This window comes from Methylotenera mobilis JLW8, from assembly GCF_000023705.1.
Classification (GTDB): Bacteria; Pseudomonadota; Gammaproteobacteria; order Burkholderiales; family Methylophilaceae; genus Methylotenera; species Methylotenera mobilis.
The window spans coordinates 1,530,357-1,549,903 of record NC_012968.1 but is presented as its reverse complement, the minus strand read 5'-3'; the positions used below and the strand labels follow the sequence as shown (position 1 = coordinate 1,549,903).

Sequence of the window (19,547 nt, the reverse complement as noted above, 5' to 3'; positions counted from 1 at the left end):
AAATTATTCTTAAAGCCGATGTGCTGGCCTGTTTATTAACTAATTAATGAGTGGGTTACTTTGATTTTTTTTCGACTCATCTTCAGGCTTCACTTCCTGTGGGGTATCCCAAGTCCCAATGATTTCATAATCAGTCGATGCAATTTTATTTAAAGGGTCTTTCAACACTTTTTGAGCCAAAAAAGCGACGGCGCCAACTAATGGCCCGCCAGCCAATGCAGCAAGCGAAATGCTATCACTAATCCTCGGTGACACGTTAACAAAAAGATGTTGCGTCTCTTTCGGGATACTGATTTCACCTTTGATGCGTACATCAGCTGCTGGGCCAGCCATTCTAAAGTTGTCGCTGCGCATGGTGCCTTGGTCAATTTTAACGGTTGCATTGATTTTGTCAAAAGCAAAGCCATTGCTGAATAAGTCTCTAAAATCCAAGGTCAGGCGCCGTGGCAAACTTTGCAGGCTGAGTAAGCCTAATAGGCGACCTACACCTGGTTGCACTTGTAAAATCTGACCTTTACGTACTTCAAATTTCAGTTCGCCGCTTAAGCGTGTGGTATCAAATTGGTGCGGGCTGCCAGGCCAGCGCAATTGACCGGTGAGCTTGCCTTCACCCTCCATAATTGTATCGGCATAGCCTAGCCGCGCCAGTGTTTGCCCCAAGTCTTTAATGTCCCAACGCACGTTAAGCGAAGTGTTGGCGTTTCTTACCCAGTTGTTCCATTGGCCCTCTGCACTAATCGTGCCTTCTGGCGTGTTGAACTTGATTTTCTGAATATCCCAGTTGTCATTCTCAGGGTAAGCAATCAGCTCTAGGCTACCCAGATTTTTCTTCTGAAATACAAAATTATCGGCAGTAATGTCTAGTGCTGGGTAGTCTTGGGCTAACTTGGTAAATTGTTTTAAGCTTTTATTATCCGTTGCACTGCTCGCAGCAGAGAGTTGATCTGGGGCAGTTTCTGGGATAGTAAAGTTGCTTAGGCGCGCGATCAGCTTGCCATTTTTATGGTCTATCCACTGTAAGTTGCCGGTAATCTCTTTGCTTTGCAGCGTGAGGCGTAAATTATCCTCGGTATTGAGCTCGCTGATATTTACTTGGTTAATACGTCGGTTAAAAATATCGAGCGCTTTAATCGTGACAGCTACTTTTTGAATAGGTAACTTCACCGATTGGCTAGACGGGTCTACCAAGTTCTTCGCGACAAAACGCCATGCATCAGCGTTCAGGTAGTCTAAATTACCGCTTATCGCAATACCAGGCGGCTTGCCCGCATCATTATTGGCGGCAGGGTCTAGTTTTATATCACCGCCAAGCTGAATATTGGCATTATTCAGCGCAAATTTACCATCCTTCAATATGCTGGTGATTTTTGCGCCAGCCTTATTGCCTAGATTGACGAAAAGGTAGCTAGTATTGCCGTCTATTTTTTTATCAACACGTAGGCTGAGTGGCTGATTTGCATTTTTATCAAACGGTATGGGTAGGGTGGAGGTAATGCCGACCAAATCAGAGCGTATGCCAATGTTGACGCGTGGTTTTTGAATCAGTATATCGCCTAGCCATTCAGCACTACCGCTGATGTAATCACTCGCTTTAGGCAGTGATTGGTCTTTTAGCATCTGTTTGATGCTGCTGTCGCTGAGTTTGCCTTTTACCTGTACTCGTATGGATTTGTCTTTGGCTGAACTCAAGTTAAATGCAAGCGGGGAGCCGAATGCGTAGGCTTTAATGTTTTTAGCGCTAAGGCTGGCTTCCGTAAATTCCAAATTGCCGTTAATTTGCGTCAAGGTTGGAATGTCATCGCTTTCCATCTTACCGTTAGTAATCTGGTAAATGCCTTTGTATTTAGAGGCGTCTACGTCTGCCAGTGGGATGCTTAGGCCTAAACCAAGTTTGCCGCTACCGCTGGTTTTAAGCGTATCGGTAAAGCCTTCGGTTAGTGTGTGTACCGGGCTTTTGTTCACAAACACAATGCCTTCGCTCACCGGGCCTTGTAGTTCGGATTGCACGTTAAGAATAGGGTAGTCCGCATCCAATTGTGCGATGGTGGTTTTATTCTTAATAATTTGGTTACCAAATATGTGCCCGCTATGTGCATTGAGCTCCATGCGGTTGCCTTCAAACAGTAAGTCTAAGCCTAGTTTTTCAATCACTGGCCAATCTGTACCGTACTCTAACAGTGCATCGCTCACCTTGGCGGTGACTCTAAATAAACCGAGCTTGGGGTCTAGGTGGTTTTTACTATCCACAAATGGGAAATCTGCCAATCTGCCTTTCACCGTGACGTTAATATCGTTGGCTTTGCCTTCTAAAATAGAGGTATCCAGCCAGTTGATGGTGGTTTCCCCCAGCATGGTTGGGTAATAAAATTTGGCATATTTAGCATTGCCGTTATTAAACTTACCTTTTAAATCTAGATGGCCCCCTTTTTTGCCGTCCATCAGGTAGCTTGCATCCAGCGTGCCGGATAGGTGAGGGCTGCTCATGCTTAATGCGTTAACGTTGATTTTGGTGTTGCTGGGCTTGATGTCCCATGTGATTTTTCCCTCAAGCGTATCAAAAGGGATGGGCCAGCGTAATGTGCCTTTTGCGTCGACATATGCTTGTTTGCTATCCAGTGATAGTACGCCTGATTTTTGATTCGCTTTCAGCTCACCGGATAAATTGCTAACGCCTGGGATGTGTTGATAGGCGCTGGTTGTTAATTGGTTAAACTTGGTCGCCACTTGGTAGCTTTGGGTGACGGTGTTTTGTGCTTGCCACACCACGTCGAGGTCTTTTAACTCACCTTGCGGATTAATTGCGCTGATGGGCGTAACGAGTGGCTCAGGCAGTGGCAATTGCGACAAGCTGGCCTGAACGTTAGCTAAACTCAAGTTAGGTACGCTTAAGTTAAAATCTTGCTTGCCGTCTATCGTTTGCGTGTAGTTGGCTTTTACGTCTTTCAGATTAAGGCCATTAAGCGCGCTGGCATTAAATTCAGTCACACTGAGAGATTGGCCAAATTTAGTCTCAGATTTCGATAGTGCGCTCAGCAGTGAAGTTTTGCTAAGGTTTTTCCAAACAATATTGCCTGATAGCTTGTCTAGCATCAGTGGCGCAAGGTGTGGCTTGGTTAATAGCTGAATATTGGCTAACGCCACGTGACTATTGATGGATTGCACCTCATGCTGTGCGAAATCGATTATAAGATTGGTGCTGCCGATGCCAGATTTAAGGTCAACAGGGTAGTCTACCCAGGTTTTATAGGCGGCTAGGTCAGCACTTTTGAGTTGTAAATGAATATTTCCATGCCAGTTCTGCGTTTGGCGCACATCATTACCATAGAAGCTACCAGTGATTTGTATTGGGTAACGGCTGCCGGTAGATGGCAGTGCGCTGACCGTGAAGCTGTGATTTCTGACCAAACTTCTCCACGGCGGGCTGAGTAACTCTACATTCAGTTGGTTGAGGCTTAGTTCTGGGGCATGTTTCAGCTCGTCCAGCCACAGCACTTTGGCGTTGGTAATGGCTAATTTATTTTGCCTTAACAGCCAATTAGCTAAATCAGGGTTGGACTCCCCAGCCATGCTGATGCCAGCTACAAAAATCTCACCATCCGTGGTGCGGCGTATAGTAAGCGCTGGGTCGCGAATAACAAGCTCGGCTAAATGGGGCTCCAATAACGGTACGCTTAGCCATGATAAACGTACATCAATCGTTTTTAACTTTAGGGCGACACGGTCTTGTGCATCGAAAAGGTCAACATTGTTGAGTAGCAAGTGCGGGTTGATCCCTTGCCAATCGGCTTGAATATCGCCGATGGTGATTTTTTGCTTGGCAGATTGACTGGCAAAACTGGCGATTTGATTTTTGAGTTCGCCAATATTTGGCATTAGCCAAAAATGAATGGTGAGCGCAACAGCCACCATGATGATGGCTGTAATGCCTGTCAGCCAAAGCAGTGTGCGATAAACCCAAAGTAGAGATTTTTTAACCATTGATTATGTGGGTTTTATTGTTAAATGTTTAGACCGCACATTTTACTAGAATATTGACCGTCATTGATTGATATTCAAGCGCTTGCAGTGGTAAAACTAAGTAAATATTTATAAATCAGGCTTAAAAGCAAAAGAGAGTTTAAGACTATGCACGTTAATCATTTAGAATAGCGGGTTTAGTGGGTTAGCGGTCATGAATATTCATGTTTTGCTGCTCCCTTGTAGTCAGTATTTCGCCATGTCAGCTGCACATTGACCGGCTTGGCTCAATTTAATTCAATATGGTTATCACTTGATTCAATTTAAACAACTTACATTAGCGCGCGGCCTTAAAGTTTTAGTGCAAGGCGCATCCATGCAGTTGCATCCTGGGCATAAGGTGGGCTTAACCGGTGCGAACGGCGCTGGTAAATCTTCGTTATTTGCCATGCTGCGCGGTGAAGTGCATCCCGAACATGGCGATTTGGAAATACCAGCCAGCTGGGTAGTGGCGCATGTAGCGCAGGAAACGCCAGCGCTTGCCATACCGGCAATTGAGTTTGTGCTGGATGGTGATGTTGAGTTACGTGAAATTGAAGCTGCTTTGGTTGCCGCAGAGGCTAACCATCAAGGCGAACTGATTGCCGAGCTACACCAACGTTTAACTGATATCGAAGGTTACAGCGCTAAAGCGCGTGCAGCCGAGCTGCTCAACGGTTTGGGTTTTAGCCAAGCTGCATTGCAGCAAGCTGTTTCTACGTTTTCTGGCGGTTGGCGTGTACGTTTGAACTTGGCGCGCGCGTTAATGTGTCGCTCAGATTTGCTATTGCTAGATGAACCGACTAACCATTTGGATTTGGATGCGGTGATTTGGCTAGAAGGCTGGTTGCAGAGCTACCGCGGTACGTTATTGCTGATTTCTCACGATAGGGATTTCTTAGATGCGATTGTGAACCACATTGCGCACATTGAGCAGCAAACACTTACGCTTTATCGCGGTGGTTATTCTGATTTTGAGCGGCAGCGTGCAGAGAAGCTAGCGTTGCAACAAGCCATGTTCGAAAAGCAGCAGCGTAAAGTGGCACATTTGCAAAGCTATATTGACCGTTTCCGCGTACAGGCTACCAAGGCGCGTCAGGCGCAGAGCCGTATTAAAGCACTTGAGCGCATGGAAATGATTTCTGCTGCGCACATAGATTCACAATTCAGTTTTGAATTTAGGGCGCCGATTGCCGCGCCAGATCCTTTACTGGTGTTGGATGGCATGAGCGTGGGTTACCAAGATAAGCCCTTGATCAGCAACATTGAGTTGGCGATCAGGCCAGGTGAGCGTATCGGTTTACTGGGTAAGAATGGCGCAGGTAAAACCACGCTGATTAAATTATTAGCGCATGAACTGGCGCCGTTAAGCGGTAAGCGTGTAGAAGGAAAAGACCTCAATATCGGTTATTTTGCGCAACATCAGCTTGAGCAATTACGCCCGGATGAGTCACCACTGCAGCACATGATGAAGCTGGATCCGCTGACACGTGAGCAAGAACATCTTAATTATTTAGGCGGCTTTGATTTTAAAGGTGATATGGCAAGGTCACCTTGTGCTAATTTTTCGGGCGGTGAAAAATCCCGTCTGGCATTAGCTTTATTGATTTGGACTCGCCCGAATTTACTATTGCTCGATGAGCCGACCAACCACTTGGATCTGGAAATGCGTCACGCACTCACGTTAGCCTTACAAGACTTTGAAGGTGGCGTGATTTTGGTTTCGCATGATCGCGCCTTGTTGCGTGCGACCTGTGATGAGTTTGTGTTAGTGGCAGATGGCAAGGCCATGCAATTTGATGGGGATTTAGACGATTACAGTCAATGGCTGAATGAGCAGCGCTTAAAGGAAAAGCAAGCGAATCAAGTGGTTGCCAGCGATAAACCGAATAAAAACGACCGTGCGCAGAATAAGGCTGAGCGTCAGGCCAGAATCGCGGAGCGTCGCCCACTGCTGAAAGAGCTTGAGCAAATTGAGCGCAATATGGCACAGTGGCAAACGGATAAAAAAGCCTGTGATGAACAGTTGAATGATACAGACCTTTATACCAGTGCAGATAAGTCAGTATTGCAAGCGTTATTAAAAACACAAGCAACATTAACCCAGCAATTAGAAACCGCAGAAGAGCGCTGGCTGGAACTGCATGAAATGCTAGAAGCAATGCCGACACTAGATTAATGTGCTATAGATTTTTTAAGTGATTTTATTTAAGAGTTTTGTTTAAGATGATTAAGGATCCCAAATGGAAATAACGTATTCACAACGCTTAAAGCTGATGCATGCATTATGCTTGGCGGCAACGCATCGCGATGACGAAACACCTAATACCAACTTAGATGAATACGATGCATTGAATGCAGCTGATTACTTGAGCTGCTATGTGACGTTTAAGGCGATACAATCTGCTGACCGCTCACCTTTAGCTGAGCGCAGTGACAATTTTGATATGCTGAGCGTGTATCAGGCATTTGCATTATTGAGTTATGCATTCTTTACAGCACCGCTCGTGCAAGAAGATATCAAACCTGATTTTTCAACCGCACAAATTACCATTGCAAAAACACTCTTTGCAGGCTTGCCTGATGCTGAGCTGGTTGAGATTGTAGAGTCTGGTCTTAATAAGTTCCAGCTAATTGCAGATGCAGAGGCTGAGCACTGGACACAATTTAGAGAGAATGTCGATAAATTGGTGATTGCCTTGATTGTCGCTGGTACTGATGACGATAGCCCGCATGATGTGGAAGAAATTTTACCGATTTTCGGTCAGTTGCTTAGCCAATTATGTGAGGCATTTGAAGGCGCTTAACTCATCATGGCCTGTTTGGCTTATGGTTTATTAGCGTGCTTCCGCAGTAGTTAATGCTGGGGTTGCGCGCTGCTTGTGGCGTCAATGATATTGCCCTCTAGTGTCTGATGTATCTGCTCCATTAAGAAACTGGCAGATTCTCGCCCGAGTTTAGATTCACGCATTGCCATATGCCAGCTTGAGATGCATTGTCTTAAGCTGGTTTCATTTTCGCAGTTTTCGATTTTAGTTTTAATGCTGCGTCCCATCATGCCGAGGTAGTCGTCCGTTGCTTCTATCAATATGCTTTTTACTGAGGCTAATTTTGTAGGGCAGATTGGTGCTGCTTGGTCTGTCGTTTCTAGCAAAGTTATTGTAACCGGAGGCGTGTGCGTAGCTGCTAGTATCGTTTTCTGTTCCTGTGGGCGTTGAATGTAGCCCTCGGACTCCAGTTTTTTAATCGTGTCTAGCAGTTGGTCTTGCTTAAAAAACTTGTTCAGGTCGTCTAGATTGCGTACACCATTTACCAGCAATAATACCTGACGCTCGCGCACGCTTAATGTGCGTTGGTTATTGGCAAACTCATTTAAGCCACGCGTGGATTTTTCATACACCATGATGTTGATCTCATGTGGGCTCTGCCATTGCTTTAAATGGGGTAAGAGCTGATGTGGTGCATCTTAGTGTGGGAATATGAAGCTGGGGTGACGCTTTTATGTCACGTTAATGACGGTTGTGTGACTTTGATAAGGTGTTGTTAGCTTCAGCAAGCTGGATTTAGCAGTGATACTCAAGTGCGCTGCGCGTTCTAGCTTACTGATAATCACCGTCCAGATAAAACCAGCAATTTTCAATACGTTTAAAACGGCTGGTTTCCTGCAGCCTTTCTGCTTTGCCGCCTAGATTGTTGGCATATTTATAGCGTGCAACGAAGCTGACTATTGCATTGTCTACATCTATGGTTTGATGACTTTTTACTTGCAAGCCCAGCCATTTTATAGCGTCTTCACCCTCTAAGTTCAGCTGTGCAGGCCGCGTATCTGGGTGCCAAGTTTGCAGTAGGTAATCTCTTAAGTTGGCATGCTGCGTTGCAAGTGCATAAGCGCTGTAACGTGAGCGCATCAGTGCTTCTGCATTGGGGGCAGGGGTGCCAAGATGATAAATCTCACAGCAGTGCTGATAAGGTTTCCCGCTATCGCATGGGCACAATGTCATGAGCTTGCACTTTCCTATAGAGCTACAATCAATGATGAGATGGCGCTTATTTATATCATCGCTATCTCATCGCTATCTCATCGTTAAACTATTGTTTTGTTATCAGCTAATACGTTTGCGATTAGGCTATTTCACGCGTTTCCAAGAATTGAATATCTGGGTAGCGCTCTTGTGCCATTTGCAGATTAACGCGGTTAGGCGCTAAGTACACATAATCATCAGCACCATCTAAAGCTACGTTAAAGCCATATTTATCTGCAATTGCTTTTAAATCTGCATCAGAGCCGCGTAACCAGCGTGCTGTGTAGCAATCGTATGGTTCAAACACCATATCCACGCTATATTCATGCTCTAAACGATGGGCAACCACTTCAAACTGCAACATACCAACCGCACCTAAAATCAGGTCGTTTGACAGCAGCGGGCGGAACAACTGAGCAGCGCCTTCTTCTGCTAACTGTTTTAGACCGATTTGCAACTGTTTCATCTTCATCGGGTTTTTAATGCGCGCGCGGCGGAAAAACTCTGGTGCAAATGATGGAATGCCAGTGAATTTAAGGTTCTCGCCTTCAGTAAAGGTGTCGCCTAATTTCACTGTGCCATGGTTAGGAATGCCGATAATGTCGCCAGAGTAGGCTTCATCCATGGTGGTGCGGTCTTGTGCCATAAAAGTGATGGCGTTATTCACGCTCAATGTTTTGCCGGTGGCAACCTGTTTGACCTTCATGCCACGCTCAAAGCGGCCTGAACACACGCGTAAAAACGCAATGCGGTCACGGTGTTTCGGGTCCATATTCGCCTGAATTTTGAATACAAAGCCAGAAAACTTGCCTTCATTGGCTTCTACCGGACGGCTAGCCGTATTGCGTGATTGTGGTGCTGGCGATAAATCTACCACTGCATCCAGCAATGATTGCACACCAAAGTTGTTAATGGCAGAGCCAAAGAACACTGGTGTTTGTTTACCATCTAGGTAACGATCTTTATTAAACTCATGAGATGCACCACGCACCAATTCAATATCAATGCGTAGCTCTTCAGCCTGTAGGCCTAGCAGCTCATCAAGGCGTGGGTTATCTAGGCCTTTGATGGTTTCAGATGTGCCTTTTTCTGCGCGTGGGTCAAAGAATGAGATTTCATCATTGTACAAATGATAAACGCCACGGAAAGTTTTACCCATGCCGATAGGCCATGTCATCGGCGCACACTCCATGCCTAGCGTAGTTTCAATTTCATCTAGTAATTCAATCGGGGCGCGGCTTTCACGGTCTAGCTTATTGATAAAGGTGACGATAGGCGTATCACGCATACGGCACACGTTTAATAGCTTAATGGTTTGTGCTTCTACACCGTTGACGGAGTCAATTACCATCACCGCAGAATCCACTGCGGTTAATGTACGATAAGTATCTTCAGAGAAGTCATCATGGCCAGGGGTATCGAGCAAGTTAATCATGTGCTCGCGGTAAGGGAACTGCATCACAGATGAGGTGACGGAAATACCACGTTGCTTCTCAAGTTCCATCCAGTCAGATGTTGCATGACGAGCTGCCTTGCGGCCGCGTACCTCGCCTGCTACCTGAATCGCACCACCGAACCAAAGCAGTTTTTCGGTGAGTGTGGTTTTACCAGCATCGGGGTGGGAAATAATCGCAAAAGTACGGCGGCGGGAGATTTCGTCTTGAAGCAATGACATGTTTTGTTCGGTTTGATTTTTAAAGGCGCTATTTTACCTTAAATCTGCGTGAACTCGTTAAAACGGATATCTGCTCAGCCATAATATGCCGTGCAAACTGGTGCTTGTGACTTCCTAGATTAGGGCCGGCTAACGTCTAGTTGAGGCCTCATTTTTAAGTTCGCGTGAGATGAGTTTGGTGAGTGTTCCCATTTCTTTTGAGAGTAATACCAATAAATCATCTAGCGTGACGATACCAGTGAGTACACCTGTGCCGTCCACAGTCGGCAGTCTTCTTACGCCTTTTGATGTCATGGATTGTATGGTTTCAAATACGCTAGCACTTTCTTCTACAACGGATAGGTGCCTAACCATAATATCACTCACGGTGATCACTTTGCAGTCCAACGCGGTTGCCACTACCTCTATCACTAAGTCCCTGTCGGTCACGATGCCAACTGGGATTAATTTTCCCTGATTTTCTTCGACTACAACTACATCACCCACATGATGATTGCGCATTAATTGCGCTGCTTCAAATACCGTTGCATCTTCTTTTACTGTGATGACTTCATGGTTGCAAATGGCACGGATAGTCATGATAGATTCCTTTATTTTAAGTATTTTTAAAGGTTAAATCGGCTATATATTTGTTTTAATTTATGTGTCTTTTTCAGCTACGTATTTGTTTTAACCAGTAGTACCGGTACATGACTTTGCTTAACCACGGCATCGGCATCGCTGCCCATCATAAAGCGTGCAAAACCGCGTAACCCGTGCGTCCCCATCACGATTAAATCTGCCGGCCACTCTTCTACTTGTTTAATAATCAGTGTTGATACACGTTCGCCTATGCTTTCTACGATGACACTTTCAACTGATACTTCAGATTGGAGTGCGATATCTTCAGCGGCTTTCAGTATCTTTTCACCTTGGCTACGCTGAATGTCGGCTAGGTAAAGTACATTGAAGTCGCCATTGGCATCTAAAATGGGGAAGTAGGTATCAACTACATGAAAAAACCTAACTTTTGCATGATGGACTTTGGCAATATTAATTGCCTCCAGCATGCCATAGTTTGAGGTTTTGCTTCCATCTACCGGGCAGAGAATTTGTTTGTACATTGTTATTCACATCCTCTCCATTCGCATCAAGTATGGTAAATATGAGTTACTCACCATGTAGAATAAATTTTATATACTTAGTTGGTTTGAATATTGGATAAAACCTTAGGGTGTTTACGTGGGCTGCGCACTGGCGTGTCGCTAGGGTGGCCAACAATAATGGGGGCAACCACTGTAAACTCACTAGCAATTCCTAGCTTAGTTTTGATCTCAGATAAATTTAAAACAGGTGCAGCACAGCCAATGATGCAAGTACCTAGCCCCATGGCACATGCTGCTAAAATAAGGTTCTCAGCTGCTAACCAACAGTCTGCTTCAGATGCAGTTAAACTAGTGTTACTGCAAATTAAAATTAACGTGCTAGCGTTATAGAAAATATTAAAATCTTGTTTAATTAATTGCTCAAAAAACTTAACTGAGGGCTGTTGTTGTTCTGATTGTGTGTGTGTGACTAGCATTACTTTGATTTGATCAGATAGTTCTTTCAGTATCTTTTTACCTTGTATGATGACAAAAGCCCAAGGCTCTATATGCATAGCTGTAGGCGCACGTATGGCTGCTTCAAGTAAGCTTGGAATCGTTTCCTTATCTAGCTTTTGTGTGGTGAAGCTACGTACGGAGCGCCTAGCTAATATGGCTTCGTAAAGGCTCATTTCTACTTCGAGCACTGCCATTTTACATACTCCCAATAATCATTCTGATATTCTGTGTTTTAGTGTTTGTTCGAACACATTACCAAGAATAAATGCATTAAGTAATCCGCGCGAACACGTATAAAATAAGTGGTAGGAGCGCACTTAGATGTCTATTGTTGTGCCTACATAGGTAGCGACTTAAATTGCGGAGCGTAAGCCTAAAATTTAAGGACTAAAATTAAAGTGTCAACTTAAGTAGAAAACAAGCCTGGACTCACTCTTTTAGGCCGCTTTTATGGGCGATGCGCGCTAAGTCCAGCACGTGATTTGCCCCAGTTTTATGCATGATATTAGATTTGTGGATTTCTACAGTGCGGTGACTAATCCCAAGCTGACGTGCTATATCTTTGTTGTGGTGCCCTTGAATCGCCAGCAGCATAACGTCGTACTCTCGCTCGGTTAGGCTTGCTATGCATTTTACTGCCTCTTTGTAGCTGGCGTTTTCGGCGTGTGTTTTTTCTGACTCGATCATGGCGGCCATCACCACGCTGATTAGTTTTTCACGTCGGACCGGCTTGGTTAGAAAATCAATGGCGCCAGCTTTCATTGCTTTTACACTGGTTGGAATATTGCCATGGCCTGTTAAAAAGATAATGGGCAGGTTAATGTCGCGCTTAGCTAGTTCAGCTTGCAGTTCTAGCCCATCCATTTCCGGCATTCTGTAATCAACAATTGCGCAGCCTGAACACTCTTGTGGGCAAACATTTAAAAAGGACTGTGCGTTTTCAAATGCCATGACGGGAATGTTCTCTTGCGCAATCATTAGCGTCAATGAGTCACGAATCGCATGCTCGTCATCAATAATATACACGGTAGGAGGTGTGGTTTTCATGGTGCGAATGGGAGTGTGAAGTGAAAAGTTGCGCCTAGTTTTGCATCAGGATCCAACCAGAGCTGTCCGCCATTAGCTTCCGCCAGACTTCGGCTAATGGCAAGCCCCATACCAATTCCTTTAGGTTTTGTTGTAAAAAATGGCTCAAAAATATGTTTCGCAACTTCATAGTTTAAGCCCGGCCCAACATCCTGTACCGACACATGCGCCATATTGATATTTGCGTTAGTGCGCACAGTAATGCTGATTTCAGAGGATGCTATTTCTGCCTCACGCATTGCTTCTACAGCGTTTCTTAATAGGTTGACCAGTATTTTTAGCACTTGTGTTTTGTTACCTAACACGGGTTTTATATTACTTTCTAATTCCAGTACGGGATGGAAATCAGAGTAACCGTAACTTTTTGCTATGACAAGCGCCTCTTTGACGACATTGTTAACATCCAACTGCTCTCGTGTCATCTCACCTTTATGCAGAAATGAAAGTAGCTCATGCAGGCTGCTGCCAGCACGCTGTGCTTGTGCCACACAGCCCTCAAGTGCACGTTTCAGGCTGACTGAGTCGATGACTTTTTGTTTTAATGCGTGCAATGCAACTTCGCTGTAAGCCGAAATGGCTGTTAATGGCTGGTTTATTTCATGTGCAATGGCGGAGGCGGTTTGTGTTGCCACCTCTTTGGCAAACAGTGTTTCGGTTTCTGCGTGCTGGTCTTGTAGTTTTTTTTCGAGTATTTTTTGCTCAGTAATATCTCTTACTACGCCTAGTAGTCTGGTAGCGTGCCCATCCCTAAAGTGCGCACGCCCTGTGGCTGATACCCAACGCAAGTCACCAGTAACCGGGTTAATGATACGGTACTCTACCTTGAGTTCACCATTGCCTCCTGGGTCTGTCGCGTGGCGGATAGCTGATGCTCTAATCGCACTGTCCTCTGGATGAATGATAGGTACAGCAACGATATCGATTTTTTCTGATTTTTGCTCTATGTTGGCTTGCTCTGCGCCCCAATATGCGAGCAATTGTTCATTTGTGTCACGCATTTTAAGATCAGCATCAAAATCAAAAGCAACAAGTCCAGCTGCTTTTTTTGCTAGCCTTAAGCTTTCTTCACTAATCCGTAGGGCTTGCTCTACGCTTTTGCGCTTAGCTACCGTGTAAAAAGTGACTAATGTGTAGGATTTTTCTTGATAGCTGATTGGACTAAGGCCGATATCTACCTCTAGTTCTTTACCGTCTTTCGTTAATACAGAAAGTTCGTTACCACTACCCATAGGGCGTTTTTCAGGGTTTCGTATGAATTTTGTTCGGTGTTTAAGATGCTGGGCTCGATAGCGCTCGGGCACGAGCACTTCAACTTTGAGGCCGGCAATCTCTTTAGCTGTGTAGCCTAAGAGTGAGAGTGCTGCTGCGTTGGCTTCAGTAATTATGCCAGTGTCAGTAATGAGCAACATAGCGTCTGCTACTGCATCAAACAGCGATTGAAAGCTTAAGCTTTGTAATGGATGCGCCAAGAAAAGTCCTTTAACAAGACAAATTTAACACGGCTATGTCAACGATTATAGATTAAAAGTAAACGGGTGTGTGTGCCTCTAATACTCCCAATAGACTAAGGGTTCGCTCGTATATAAGTCGTCAATTAATTGCAGTAGATTACGCATATCGGCAAAGGAATCAAGCTGATAAAAGAATAATAAGCACTAAGGGAATCGACCCGCAAGGTGAAAAAACGCAAGAGCAGTAAGCGATTGTAGTTTTGTACAAGGTGTTTTTCAATAACAAGGAGTTTTAAAATGAAAAAGCTATATTTAGGTGTACAGCGTTTTATTAACGATGAAGAGGGCGTTACTGCTATTGAGTATGCATTGATTGCGGCATTGATTGCAGTCGTGATTATCGCTGCAGTGACCACAACAGGTACTCGTGTTTGTGAAACCTTCAGATCTGTTGCAACTGCCCTAGGTGGTGCTCCTGTTGCTTGTCCTTAGTGGATAACAGTATAGGAAGGCGATTGTGGTCTTGATGTGCTGTCTGGCTTGCTTGCTATTAACAGCTACAAGGGTGATAGCCGACATTAATCAAGACCACGGTTGCTGACCGCTATCGGTTGTTTGCACGACTTAACGAAAGAGAAATAAAAATGACGCCGAAACTAATGGGATTATTAGCGTTAGCACCAATGTTGGTGTTGCTGTTGTTGGCAGCTAAACAAGATGTTAATAGCCATCGTATCTCAAACAAATTAGTGCTAGTTGGCGTGTTTATAGGATTAGTTCTAAATGGATTATTACCTGAAGGCTTGGGATTTAACTCACAGGTTCCAGGGGCTTTGGGTTGGTTGGCGGCACTAAAAGGATTGGCTGTAGCAATGGCGGTGTTTTTACCACTGTATCTATTGAGAGCCATGGGTGCTGGCGATGTTAAGTTGATGGGGATGGTGGGGACTTTTATTGGTCCCAATGATGTATTGGGTGCTGTGTTAGCTACATTAGTTGCTGGTGGAGTAATGGCGTTATTGGTGACAATGTGGTCAAAACAGCTCGGCGCTATGTTGCAAAACGTTAAGCTCATTTTTTACGGTAGTGCTGTTAAGTTAAGTATAGGACAAGCACCGTTGATGAACGATTTACCAGTTTCAGTAAGAAAGTTGCCTTATGCGTTGGCGATTACTTTAGGCACCTTTACTTACTTGATTTGGCAGCGCTTGTACTTGTAGTGGTGGTATTGATTATGGGTAGGTGTTCATGAGTCAGTTTCATGGAGAGTGAATAAGCGCTATTTATGTAAGTTTACGTATTGGTTAAGTGAGGGTGTAAACCCTAGTAAGAAAAAGATAATACAAGAATAAACAAATAAAACTAACCGAAAAAGTGAATTGAATCATGACAATAGGCATGACAGAATATAAGAAAGAAGCGCATGAGGAACGCCGCCATACCTTGGTGCCTATGCAGCCGAGTACTATTGAAGAAACAGGCCTGGGTTTCCAATTCATCGTAGAGCTATTAACAAAAGCGCTATTCTTACGCGGCCAGATGCGATTGATGGATCTGGTTTCTTACGCAAAACTTCCAGTTGCAGTACTTGAGCCATTGCTTGCCTTTATGCGGACAGAGCGCATGTGCGAGGCTGTACGTAGTAGCGAGGCAGAAACTGCGATTGCCTATAATCTAACTGAGTTAGGCAGATTGCGGGCTGAAGATTACCTACGTAAAAATCAATATGTAGGCGCTGCTCCAGTCAGTCTGCTGGCTTACATCAAGCAAGTGCGTCAGCAGTCCATTACCAATATGCATGTGACTAGGCCACAGTTATTAGAAATTTTTGATGGCTTAGTGATTAAAGAAGGGCTGCTCAAACAGTTTGGCGCTGCCATGAACTCAGGTCGAGCAATCTTTGTATATGGGCCTGCTGGCAGCGGTAAAACATTTATTGCTGAGCATCTAGCTAAGTTGCTTTCTGGTGATGTGGCGATACCACATGCCATCGTGGTGGATAACGAAGTGATACAGGTGTTTGATCCGCTTACTCATCGCCCGTCTGTGCCAGCCGATGAAGTTGGTGGGCTGGGGTTGGATCGTCGGGTATTGTCTGATCAGCGGTGGGTAACATGCCACCGCCCTGTGATTAAAACCGGCGGTGAATTGACGCTATCCATGCTGGATTTGGATTTTGACGAGAGCGCTCGCTTTTATCAGGCCCCACCACAAGTAAAAGCCAATAACGGGTTATTGATTATTGATGACCTTGGTCGTCAATTGACACCTGCTGTCGATATTATGAATCGCTGGATTGTGCCGTTAGACCGCCATGTGGACTACCTAGCCCTGCATACCGGCAAAAAATTCATGTTGCCATTTGATGTGATTGTGGTGTTCTCCACTAATTTAGCCCCCAGCAAACTGACCGATGAGGCGTTTTTACGCAGGCTTGGTTACAAAATTTATGTTGGGCCATTAAGTGAAGATGAATATCGCGTAATTGCACAACAGGTTTGCGAAGAAATTAATATTCCTTTCAGTGAAGAAGGCTTTAATTACCTGTTGCACGAACATCATTACAAAACAGGTAGACCGCTGTTTGCCTGTATTCCTAGAGATATATTGGAGCAGCTAAGAGATATCGCACGATATGAAGGTAAACCGGCAATTATGAGTAGAGAGTTGCTGGATTGGGCTTGGAACAATTATTTTGCCCACGATTAATAGTGGAATGCGTCACGATATGTTGATGAGAATAAAAGATAAAGGGGATGACAGATGAAAAATCCAAGAGCATTTTTGATGATTGTGGTTTCAGTCGGCATAGGCTTAGGTGCTGTAGTGTTAGCCTCACGCTGGATCTCTCAACAAGCTGCTACGGTAGCTTCTAGCAAGGTGGTTGTGGCTGCCATCAACATTGATTTGGGCACACCGCTTACACCGCAAATGCTTAAAGTGGCAGATTGGCCAAGAGGCAGCGTACCGGTGGGTGCGACTGATGATATTAAAACTTTAGATGCGAGGGTAGTAAAAACAAGCTTATTACAAGGTGAGCCTGTGCTGGAGTCTAAATTAGCTCCGCTTGGCGCAACCGGTGGTTTATCTGCGGTGATTGCTGAGGGAAACCGAGCAATGACCGTTAGGGTGAATGATGTGGTGGGGGTGGCAGGTTTTGCATTGCCTGGTAACTATGTAGATATTGTAGTGAATACCGAAGATGAAAGCGTGAAAGCGGAAAATGTGAACAAGAGCATTTCAAAAATTGTACTTGAGCACATTATGGTGTTGGCCGTAGCGCAAGAGCAGAACCGTGATGAAACAAAACCAAAAGTGGTGAACGCTGTAACGCTTGAGGTAACACCAGCACAAGCTGAAAAATTAGATTTGGCACGTAGTGTTGGTACTTTGTCATTGGTGTTGCGTAATCAGATCGATAAAAACGTAGTGACTACAGAAGGCTCAACCAAGAAAAACTTGCTTAATCGTGTAGATGAGCCACCTGCTCCAGTCATGGCTGCGGCTGCACAACAACCTGTTGCTAAGACTGAGGTTAAACATGTTGTTAAGAAATCTGCAGCACGTAAACCTGTGGTGCAAAGAGAAAGTTATGAGCAGGTTGAGGTAGTGCGCGGCGCTACCAAGACAGTTGAGGAGTTTAAACCATCTGTTCAGTAAAACTGTGAATGTAGTCAGTGTAAGTAAATAGAGCATCTTCGAATTGAAGCGCTTAGTTTCAACAGATAGCGAGATAGAGCAAATGGCGATGTGTAGTAGTGATGAGTTAAGTCACAACCCAAGCAAAACCTAGTTCGTATCGAAATTTGAAAGAGAAACGGCATATTGTCAGGGAGAAATGAGATGAACAAGCACAAGATCAAACGTGATCAGTTTTTACACAGTCAATTAAGGTACTGTGTCAGTAATCTTCTGGCGGCTATGCTAGGCGTGACGCTACTTTCAATAGCACCGCTACATGCAGCTGAGCCGCAAGCGAATATGCAGAATATCTTGGTAGCTGCGGTAACGCCTAAAAAAGTAGCAGCAAGACCTACACCGTCTTCTACGGAGATTGTGCCTAGCGTTGAGCTCTCTTTAGGGCAGTCGCATCTGGTGAGGTTGCCTGCCGGCGTGAACTTGCAACGCGTGAAAGTAGATGATGACAAGATTGTACAGGTAGATGTGACCAGCCCTCGAGAGGTGGTGCTGCATGCTAAAACCATCGGCTCGACTATGGTGATTATCTTGGATAAATCTGGTCAGTCTGCGGTGATGGATGTGAGGGTGGTTGCTGCGGCCACAGCGATGGATGCGGCATCATTGCAAACTAAACTGCAACAAATCATGCCTAATGAAAAAGGTATTAAAGTCAGTACTGCGGCCGAGTCATTAGTGCTGAGTGGTACCGTGAGTGATGCGGTGAAAGCCGATAAAGCCATGGCGCTAGCGGAAGCATATGGCGGCAAAGATAAAGACAAGAAAGTCATTAATATGCTTCAAGTAGCAGCACCGCAACAGGTGATGCTTGAGGTGAAAATGGCTGAAGTGTCAAAAAATCTGTTAGATAAGCTAGGTGCATCGTTTGGCGCATCTCGTAGTAATGGCGGTGTAGCCTATGCAATTGCTTCCGGCTTTTTGAGTTTGACAGGGGCAGATCCATTGTCACCAGGTGGTTTGTTGACTATTACCAAGGGCAATACGGCGATTAAGGTTGACGCCGAAAATAAAGATGGTGTCGTTAAGATTTTAGCTGAACCAAATATTATTGCCATTAGTGGTCAAGAGGGCAGCTTTTTAGCTGGCGGTAAAATCTTTATTCCTGTGCCACAGAGTAATACAGGTGGTGGTTCTAATGTGCTTACCTTAGAAGAGCGTGATTTTGGTGTTGGTCTTAAATTCACGCCTACCGTGCTAGAAGAGGGAATGATTAACTTAAGAGTGGCGCCTGAGGTTTCTGAGCTTAATCAAGGCGGTACTACAGTGGGTGGTAGTGTGTTTCCATCCTTTACGGTTAGACGTGTCGCTACTACTGTGCAACTCCGTGATGGTCAAAGTTTTGCCATTGCCGGTTTAATCAAAAACAACGTGACAGAAAACGTTCGCCGCTTCCCAATATTAGGGGAGATTCCAATTCTTGGGGCATTGTTCCGTAGCAGTTCGTTCCAGGAAGATAAGACTGAACTGTTATTCGTGATAACACCACGTTTGGTTAAACCACTACCACCTGACTTTGCGTTACCTACTGATAAATTTACCCCACCAAGCAAAGCAGAGTTTTTCTTGAACGGTAAGTTAGAAGGTAAACCAGCAGAGCCAGCAACAGAGGAAAGCCCAGCACAAAGTCAGCCTAATACTGCAGCGCCGGAACAAAGTGGTGCTAAAGATGGCTTTGAAATGAAATAAGGAGATAGTCATGCACACTTTAACAATCAAATACATTCTATCTGCCTTGATTGCATCCTCCGTTCTGGCAGGTTGTGCAACTAGCAAGACACCTGTGTTGGATGAGCATTTTGGGGAAGCGGTGAAGGCGGCAAGAGCGCAGCAGACAATTAACCCTGATGCATCAACAACTAATGAAGCAGTGTTTGGTGTGGATGGTGCGGCTGCAGATGCTGCGATAGATCGCTACCACAAATCCTTTTCTCAACCACCTGTCACTACCAACGTGTTTACGATTGGCGTTGGCAATAGCGGTGGTACGGGTTCTGGAACAGGTAGTACAAGTAATAGCGGGACAAGGTAAGGCTTT

At 44.9% G+C, this 19,547-nt stretch carries 17 protein-coding genes; 8 read left to right on the top strand and 9 right to left on the bottom strand.

The window, feature by feature from the left end; translation table 11 throughout:
• Window positions 1–39: 39 nt before the first annotated feature.
• The gene (locus tag MMOL_RS07185) at window positions 40–3,978 is read right to left on the bottom strand and encodes a YhdP family protein (protein WP_015832356.1); all 3,939 of its coding nucleotides are present in this window, start codon (window positions 3,976–3,978) and stop codon (window positions 40–42) included.
• A gap of 292 nt (window positions 3,979–4,270) precedes the next feature.
• Here MMOL_RS07185 and MMOL_RS07180 point away from each other — a divergent pair, with 292 nt between their 5' ends.
• Together MMOL_RS07180 and MMOL_RS07175 are read left to right on the top strand one after the other, a co-directional pair.
• Window positions 4,271–6,175 carry an ATP-binding cassette domain-containing protein gene (locus MMOL_RS07180; RefSeq protein ID WP_041928553.1) on the top strand — a complete coding sequence of 635 codons (1,905 nt, stop codon included), beginning with the start codon at window positions 4,271–4,273 and terminating at the stop codon, window positions 6,173–6,175.
• Window positions 6,176–6,239: 64 nt separating this feature from the next.
• Window positions 6,240–6,803 (top strand): hypothetical protein, encoded by a 564-nt coding sequence (locus MMOL_RS07175; RefSeq protein WP_015832354.1) that lies wholly within the window; start codon window positions 6,240–6,242, stop codon window positions 6,801–6,803.
• Between the two features lie 50 nt (window positions 6,804–6,853).
• Here the strand turns inward: MMOL_RS07175 and MMOL_RS07170 are convergent, their stop codons facing one another.
• From MMOL_RS07170 to MMOL_RS07135, 8 genes are all read right to left on the bottom strand, one after another.
• Window positions 6,854–7,399: a hypothetical protein gene (locus tag MMOL_RS07170; RefSeq protein ID WP_015832353.1), complete on the bottom strand. Its 546-nt coding sequence runs from the start codon at window positions 7,397–7,399 to the stop codon at window positions 6,854–6,856.
• Window positions 7,400–7,595: 196 nt separating this feature from the next.
• Window positions 7,596–7,997: a YchJ family protein gene (locus tag MMOL_RS07165; protein WP_015832352.1), complete on the bottom strand. Its 402-nt coding sequence runs from the start codon at window positions 7,995–7,997 to the stop codon at window positions 7,596–7,598.
• Between the two features lie 121 nt (window positions 7,998–8,118).
• Window positions 8,119–9,693, bottom strand: a complete 1,575-nt coding sequence (locus MMOL_RS07160) for a peptide chain release factor 3 (protein ID WP_015832351.1) — start codon at window positions 9,691–9,693, stop codon at window positions 8,119–8,121.
• Window positions 9,694–9,822: 129 nt separating this feature from the next.
• Entirely contained in the window at window positions 9,823–10,272 is a 450-nt protein-coding gene (locus MMOL_RS07155; RefSeq protein WP_015832350.1) for a CBS domain-containing protein, read from the bottom strand.
• A gap of 77 nt (window positions 10,273–10,349) precedes the next feature.
• Window positions 10,350–10,796, bottom strand: coding sequence for a universal stress protein (locus MMOL_RS07150; RefSeq protein WP_015832349.1), 447 nt, complete (start codon window positions 10,794–10,796; stop codon window positions 10,350–10,352).
• Window positions 10,797–10,873: 77 nt separating this feature from the next.
• Window positions 10,874–11,470 carry a nitroreductase family protein gene (locus tag MMOL_RS07145; protein ID WP_015832348.1) on the bottom strand — a complete coding sequence of 199 codons (597 nt, stop codon included), beginning with the start codon at window positions 11,468–11,470 and terminating at the stop codon, window positions 10,874–10,876.
• Between the two features lie 235 nt (window positions 11,471–11,705).
• Window positions 11,706–12,323: a response regulator transcription factor gene (locus MMOL_RS07140; protein WP_015832347.1), complete on the bottom strand. Its 618-nt coding sequence runs from the start codon at window positions 12,321–12,323 to the stop codon at window positions 11,706–11,708.
• Window positions 12,320–13,831, bottom strand: coding sequence for a PAS domain-containing sensor histidine kinase (locus MMOL_RS07135; RefSeq protein ID WP_015832346.1), 1,512 nt, complete (start codon window positions 13,829–13,831; stop codon window positions 12,320–12,322). The genes MMOL_RS07140 and MMOL_RS07135 overlap by 4 nt, the downstream gene beginning before the upstream one ends.
• 279 nt (window positions 13,832–14,110) lie before the next feature.
• On the opposite strand from MMOL_RS07135, the gene MMOL_RS07130 reads away from it, so the two are divergent.
• The 6 genes from MMOL_RS07130 to MMOL_RS07105 all read left to right on the top strand — a co-directional run bounded on the left by MMOL_RS07130 (window position 14,111) and on the right by MMOL_RS07105 (window position 19,541).
• Window positions 14,111–14,305, top strand: coding sequence for a Flp family type IVb pilin (locus MMOL_RS07130; protein WP_015832345.1), 195 nt, complete (start codon window positions 14,111–14,113; stop codon window positions 14,303–14,305).
• 152 nt (window positions 14,306–14,457) lie between these two features.
• Entirely contained in the window at window positions 14,458–15,033 is a 576-nt protein-coding gene (locus MMOL_RS07125) for an A24 family peptidase (RefSeq protein WP_015832344.1), read from the top strand.
• A gap of 166 nt (window positions 15,034–15,199) precedes the next feature.
• Window positions 15,200–16,522, top strand: a complete 1,323-nt coding sequence (locus MMOL_RS07120; RefSeq protein WP_015832343.1) for an ATP-binding protein — start codon at window positions 15,200–15,202, stop codon at window positions 16,520–16,522.
• A gap of 54 nt (window positions 16,523–16,576) precedes the next feature.
• A complete protein-coding gene (gene cpaB / locus MMOL_RS07115; protein ID WP_015832342.1) occupies window positions 16,577–17,473 on the top strand; it encodes a Flp pilus assembly protein CpaB in 897 nt (298 codons plus the stop codon).
• A gap of 183 nt (window positions 17,474–17,656) precedes the next feature.
• A complete protein-coding gene (locus MMOL_RS07110; RefSeq protein WP_015832341.1) occupies window positions 17,657–19,198 on the top strand; it encodes a type II and III secretion system protein family protein in 1,542 nt (513 codons plus the stop codon).
• Window positions 19,199–19,208: 10 nt separating this feature from the next.
• Entirely contained in the window at window positions 19,209–19,541 is a 333-nt protein-coding gene (locus tag MMOL_RS07105) for a hypothetical protein (RefSeq protein WP_015832340.1), read from the top strand.
• Window positions 19,542–19,547: the final 6 nt, after the last annotated feature.

Excerpts from the sequence above, each read along its gene's own strand:
- MMOL_RS07185 (WP_015832356.1), bottom strand. The coding sequence starts at position 3,978 with ATGGTTAAAAAATCTCTACTTTGGGTTTATCGCACACTGCTTTGGCTG.
- MMOL_RS07175 (WP_015832354.1), top strand. The coding sequence starts at position 6,240 with ATGGAAATAACGTATTCACAACGCTTAAAGCTGATGCATGCATTATGC.
- MMOL_RS07170 (WP_015832353.1), bottom strand. The coding sequence starts at position 7,399 with ATGGTGTATGAAAAATCCACGCGTGGCTTAAATGAGTTTGCCAATAAC.
- MMOL_RS07165 (WP_015832352.1), bottom strand. The coding sequence starts at position 7,997 with ATGACATTGTGCCCATGCGATAGCGGGAAACCTTATCAGCACTGCTGT.
- MMOL_RS07160 (WP_015832351.1), bottom strand. The coding sequence starts at position 9,693 with ATGTCATTGCTTCAAGACGAAATCTCCCGCCGCCGTACTTTTGCGATT.
- MMOL_RS07155 (WP_015832350.1), bottom strand. The coding sequence starts at position 10,272 with ATGACTATCCGTGCCATTTGCAACCATGAAGTCATCACAGTAAAAGAA.
- MMOL_RS07150 (WP_015832349.1), bottom strand. The coding sequence starts at position 10,796 with ATGTACAAACAAATTCTCTGCCCGGTAGATGGAAGCAAAACCTCAAAC.
- MMOL_RS07145 (WP_015832348.1), bottom strand. The coding sequence starts at position 11,470 with ATGGCAGTGCTCGAAGTAGAAATGAGCCTTTACGAAGCCATATTAGCT.
- MMOL_RS07140 (WP_015832347.1), bottom strand. The coding sequence starts at position 12,323 with ATGAAAACCACACCTCCTACCGTGTATATTATTGATGACGAGCATGCG.
- MMOL_RS07130 (WP_015832345.1), top strand. The coding sequence starts at position 14,111 with ATGAAAAAGCTATATTTAGGTGTACAGCGTTTTATTAACGATGAAGAG.
- MMOL_RS07125 (WP_015832344.1), top strand. The coding sequence starts at position 14,458 with ATGACGCCGAAACTAATGGGATTATTAGCGTTAGCACCAATGTTGGTG.
- MMOL_RS07120 (WP_015832343.1), top strand. The coding sequence starts at position 15,200 with ATGACAATAGGCATGACAGAATATAAGAAAGAAGCGCATGAGGAACGC.
- cpaB (WP_015832342.1), top strand. The coding sequence starts at position 16,577 with ATGAAAAATCCAAGAGCATTTTTGATGATTGTGGTTTCAGTCGGCATA.
- MMOL_RS07110 (WP_015832341.1), top strand. The coding sequence starts at position 17,657 with ATGAACAAGCACAAGATCAAACGTGATCAGTTTTTACACAGTCAATTA.
- MMOL_RS07105 (WP_015832340.1), top strand. The coding sequence starts at position 19,209 with ATGCACACTTTAACAATCAAATACATTCTATCTGCCTTGATTGCATCC.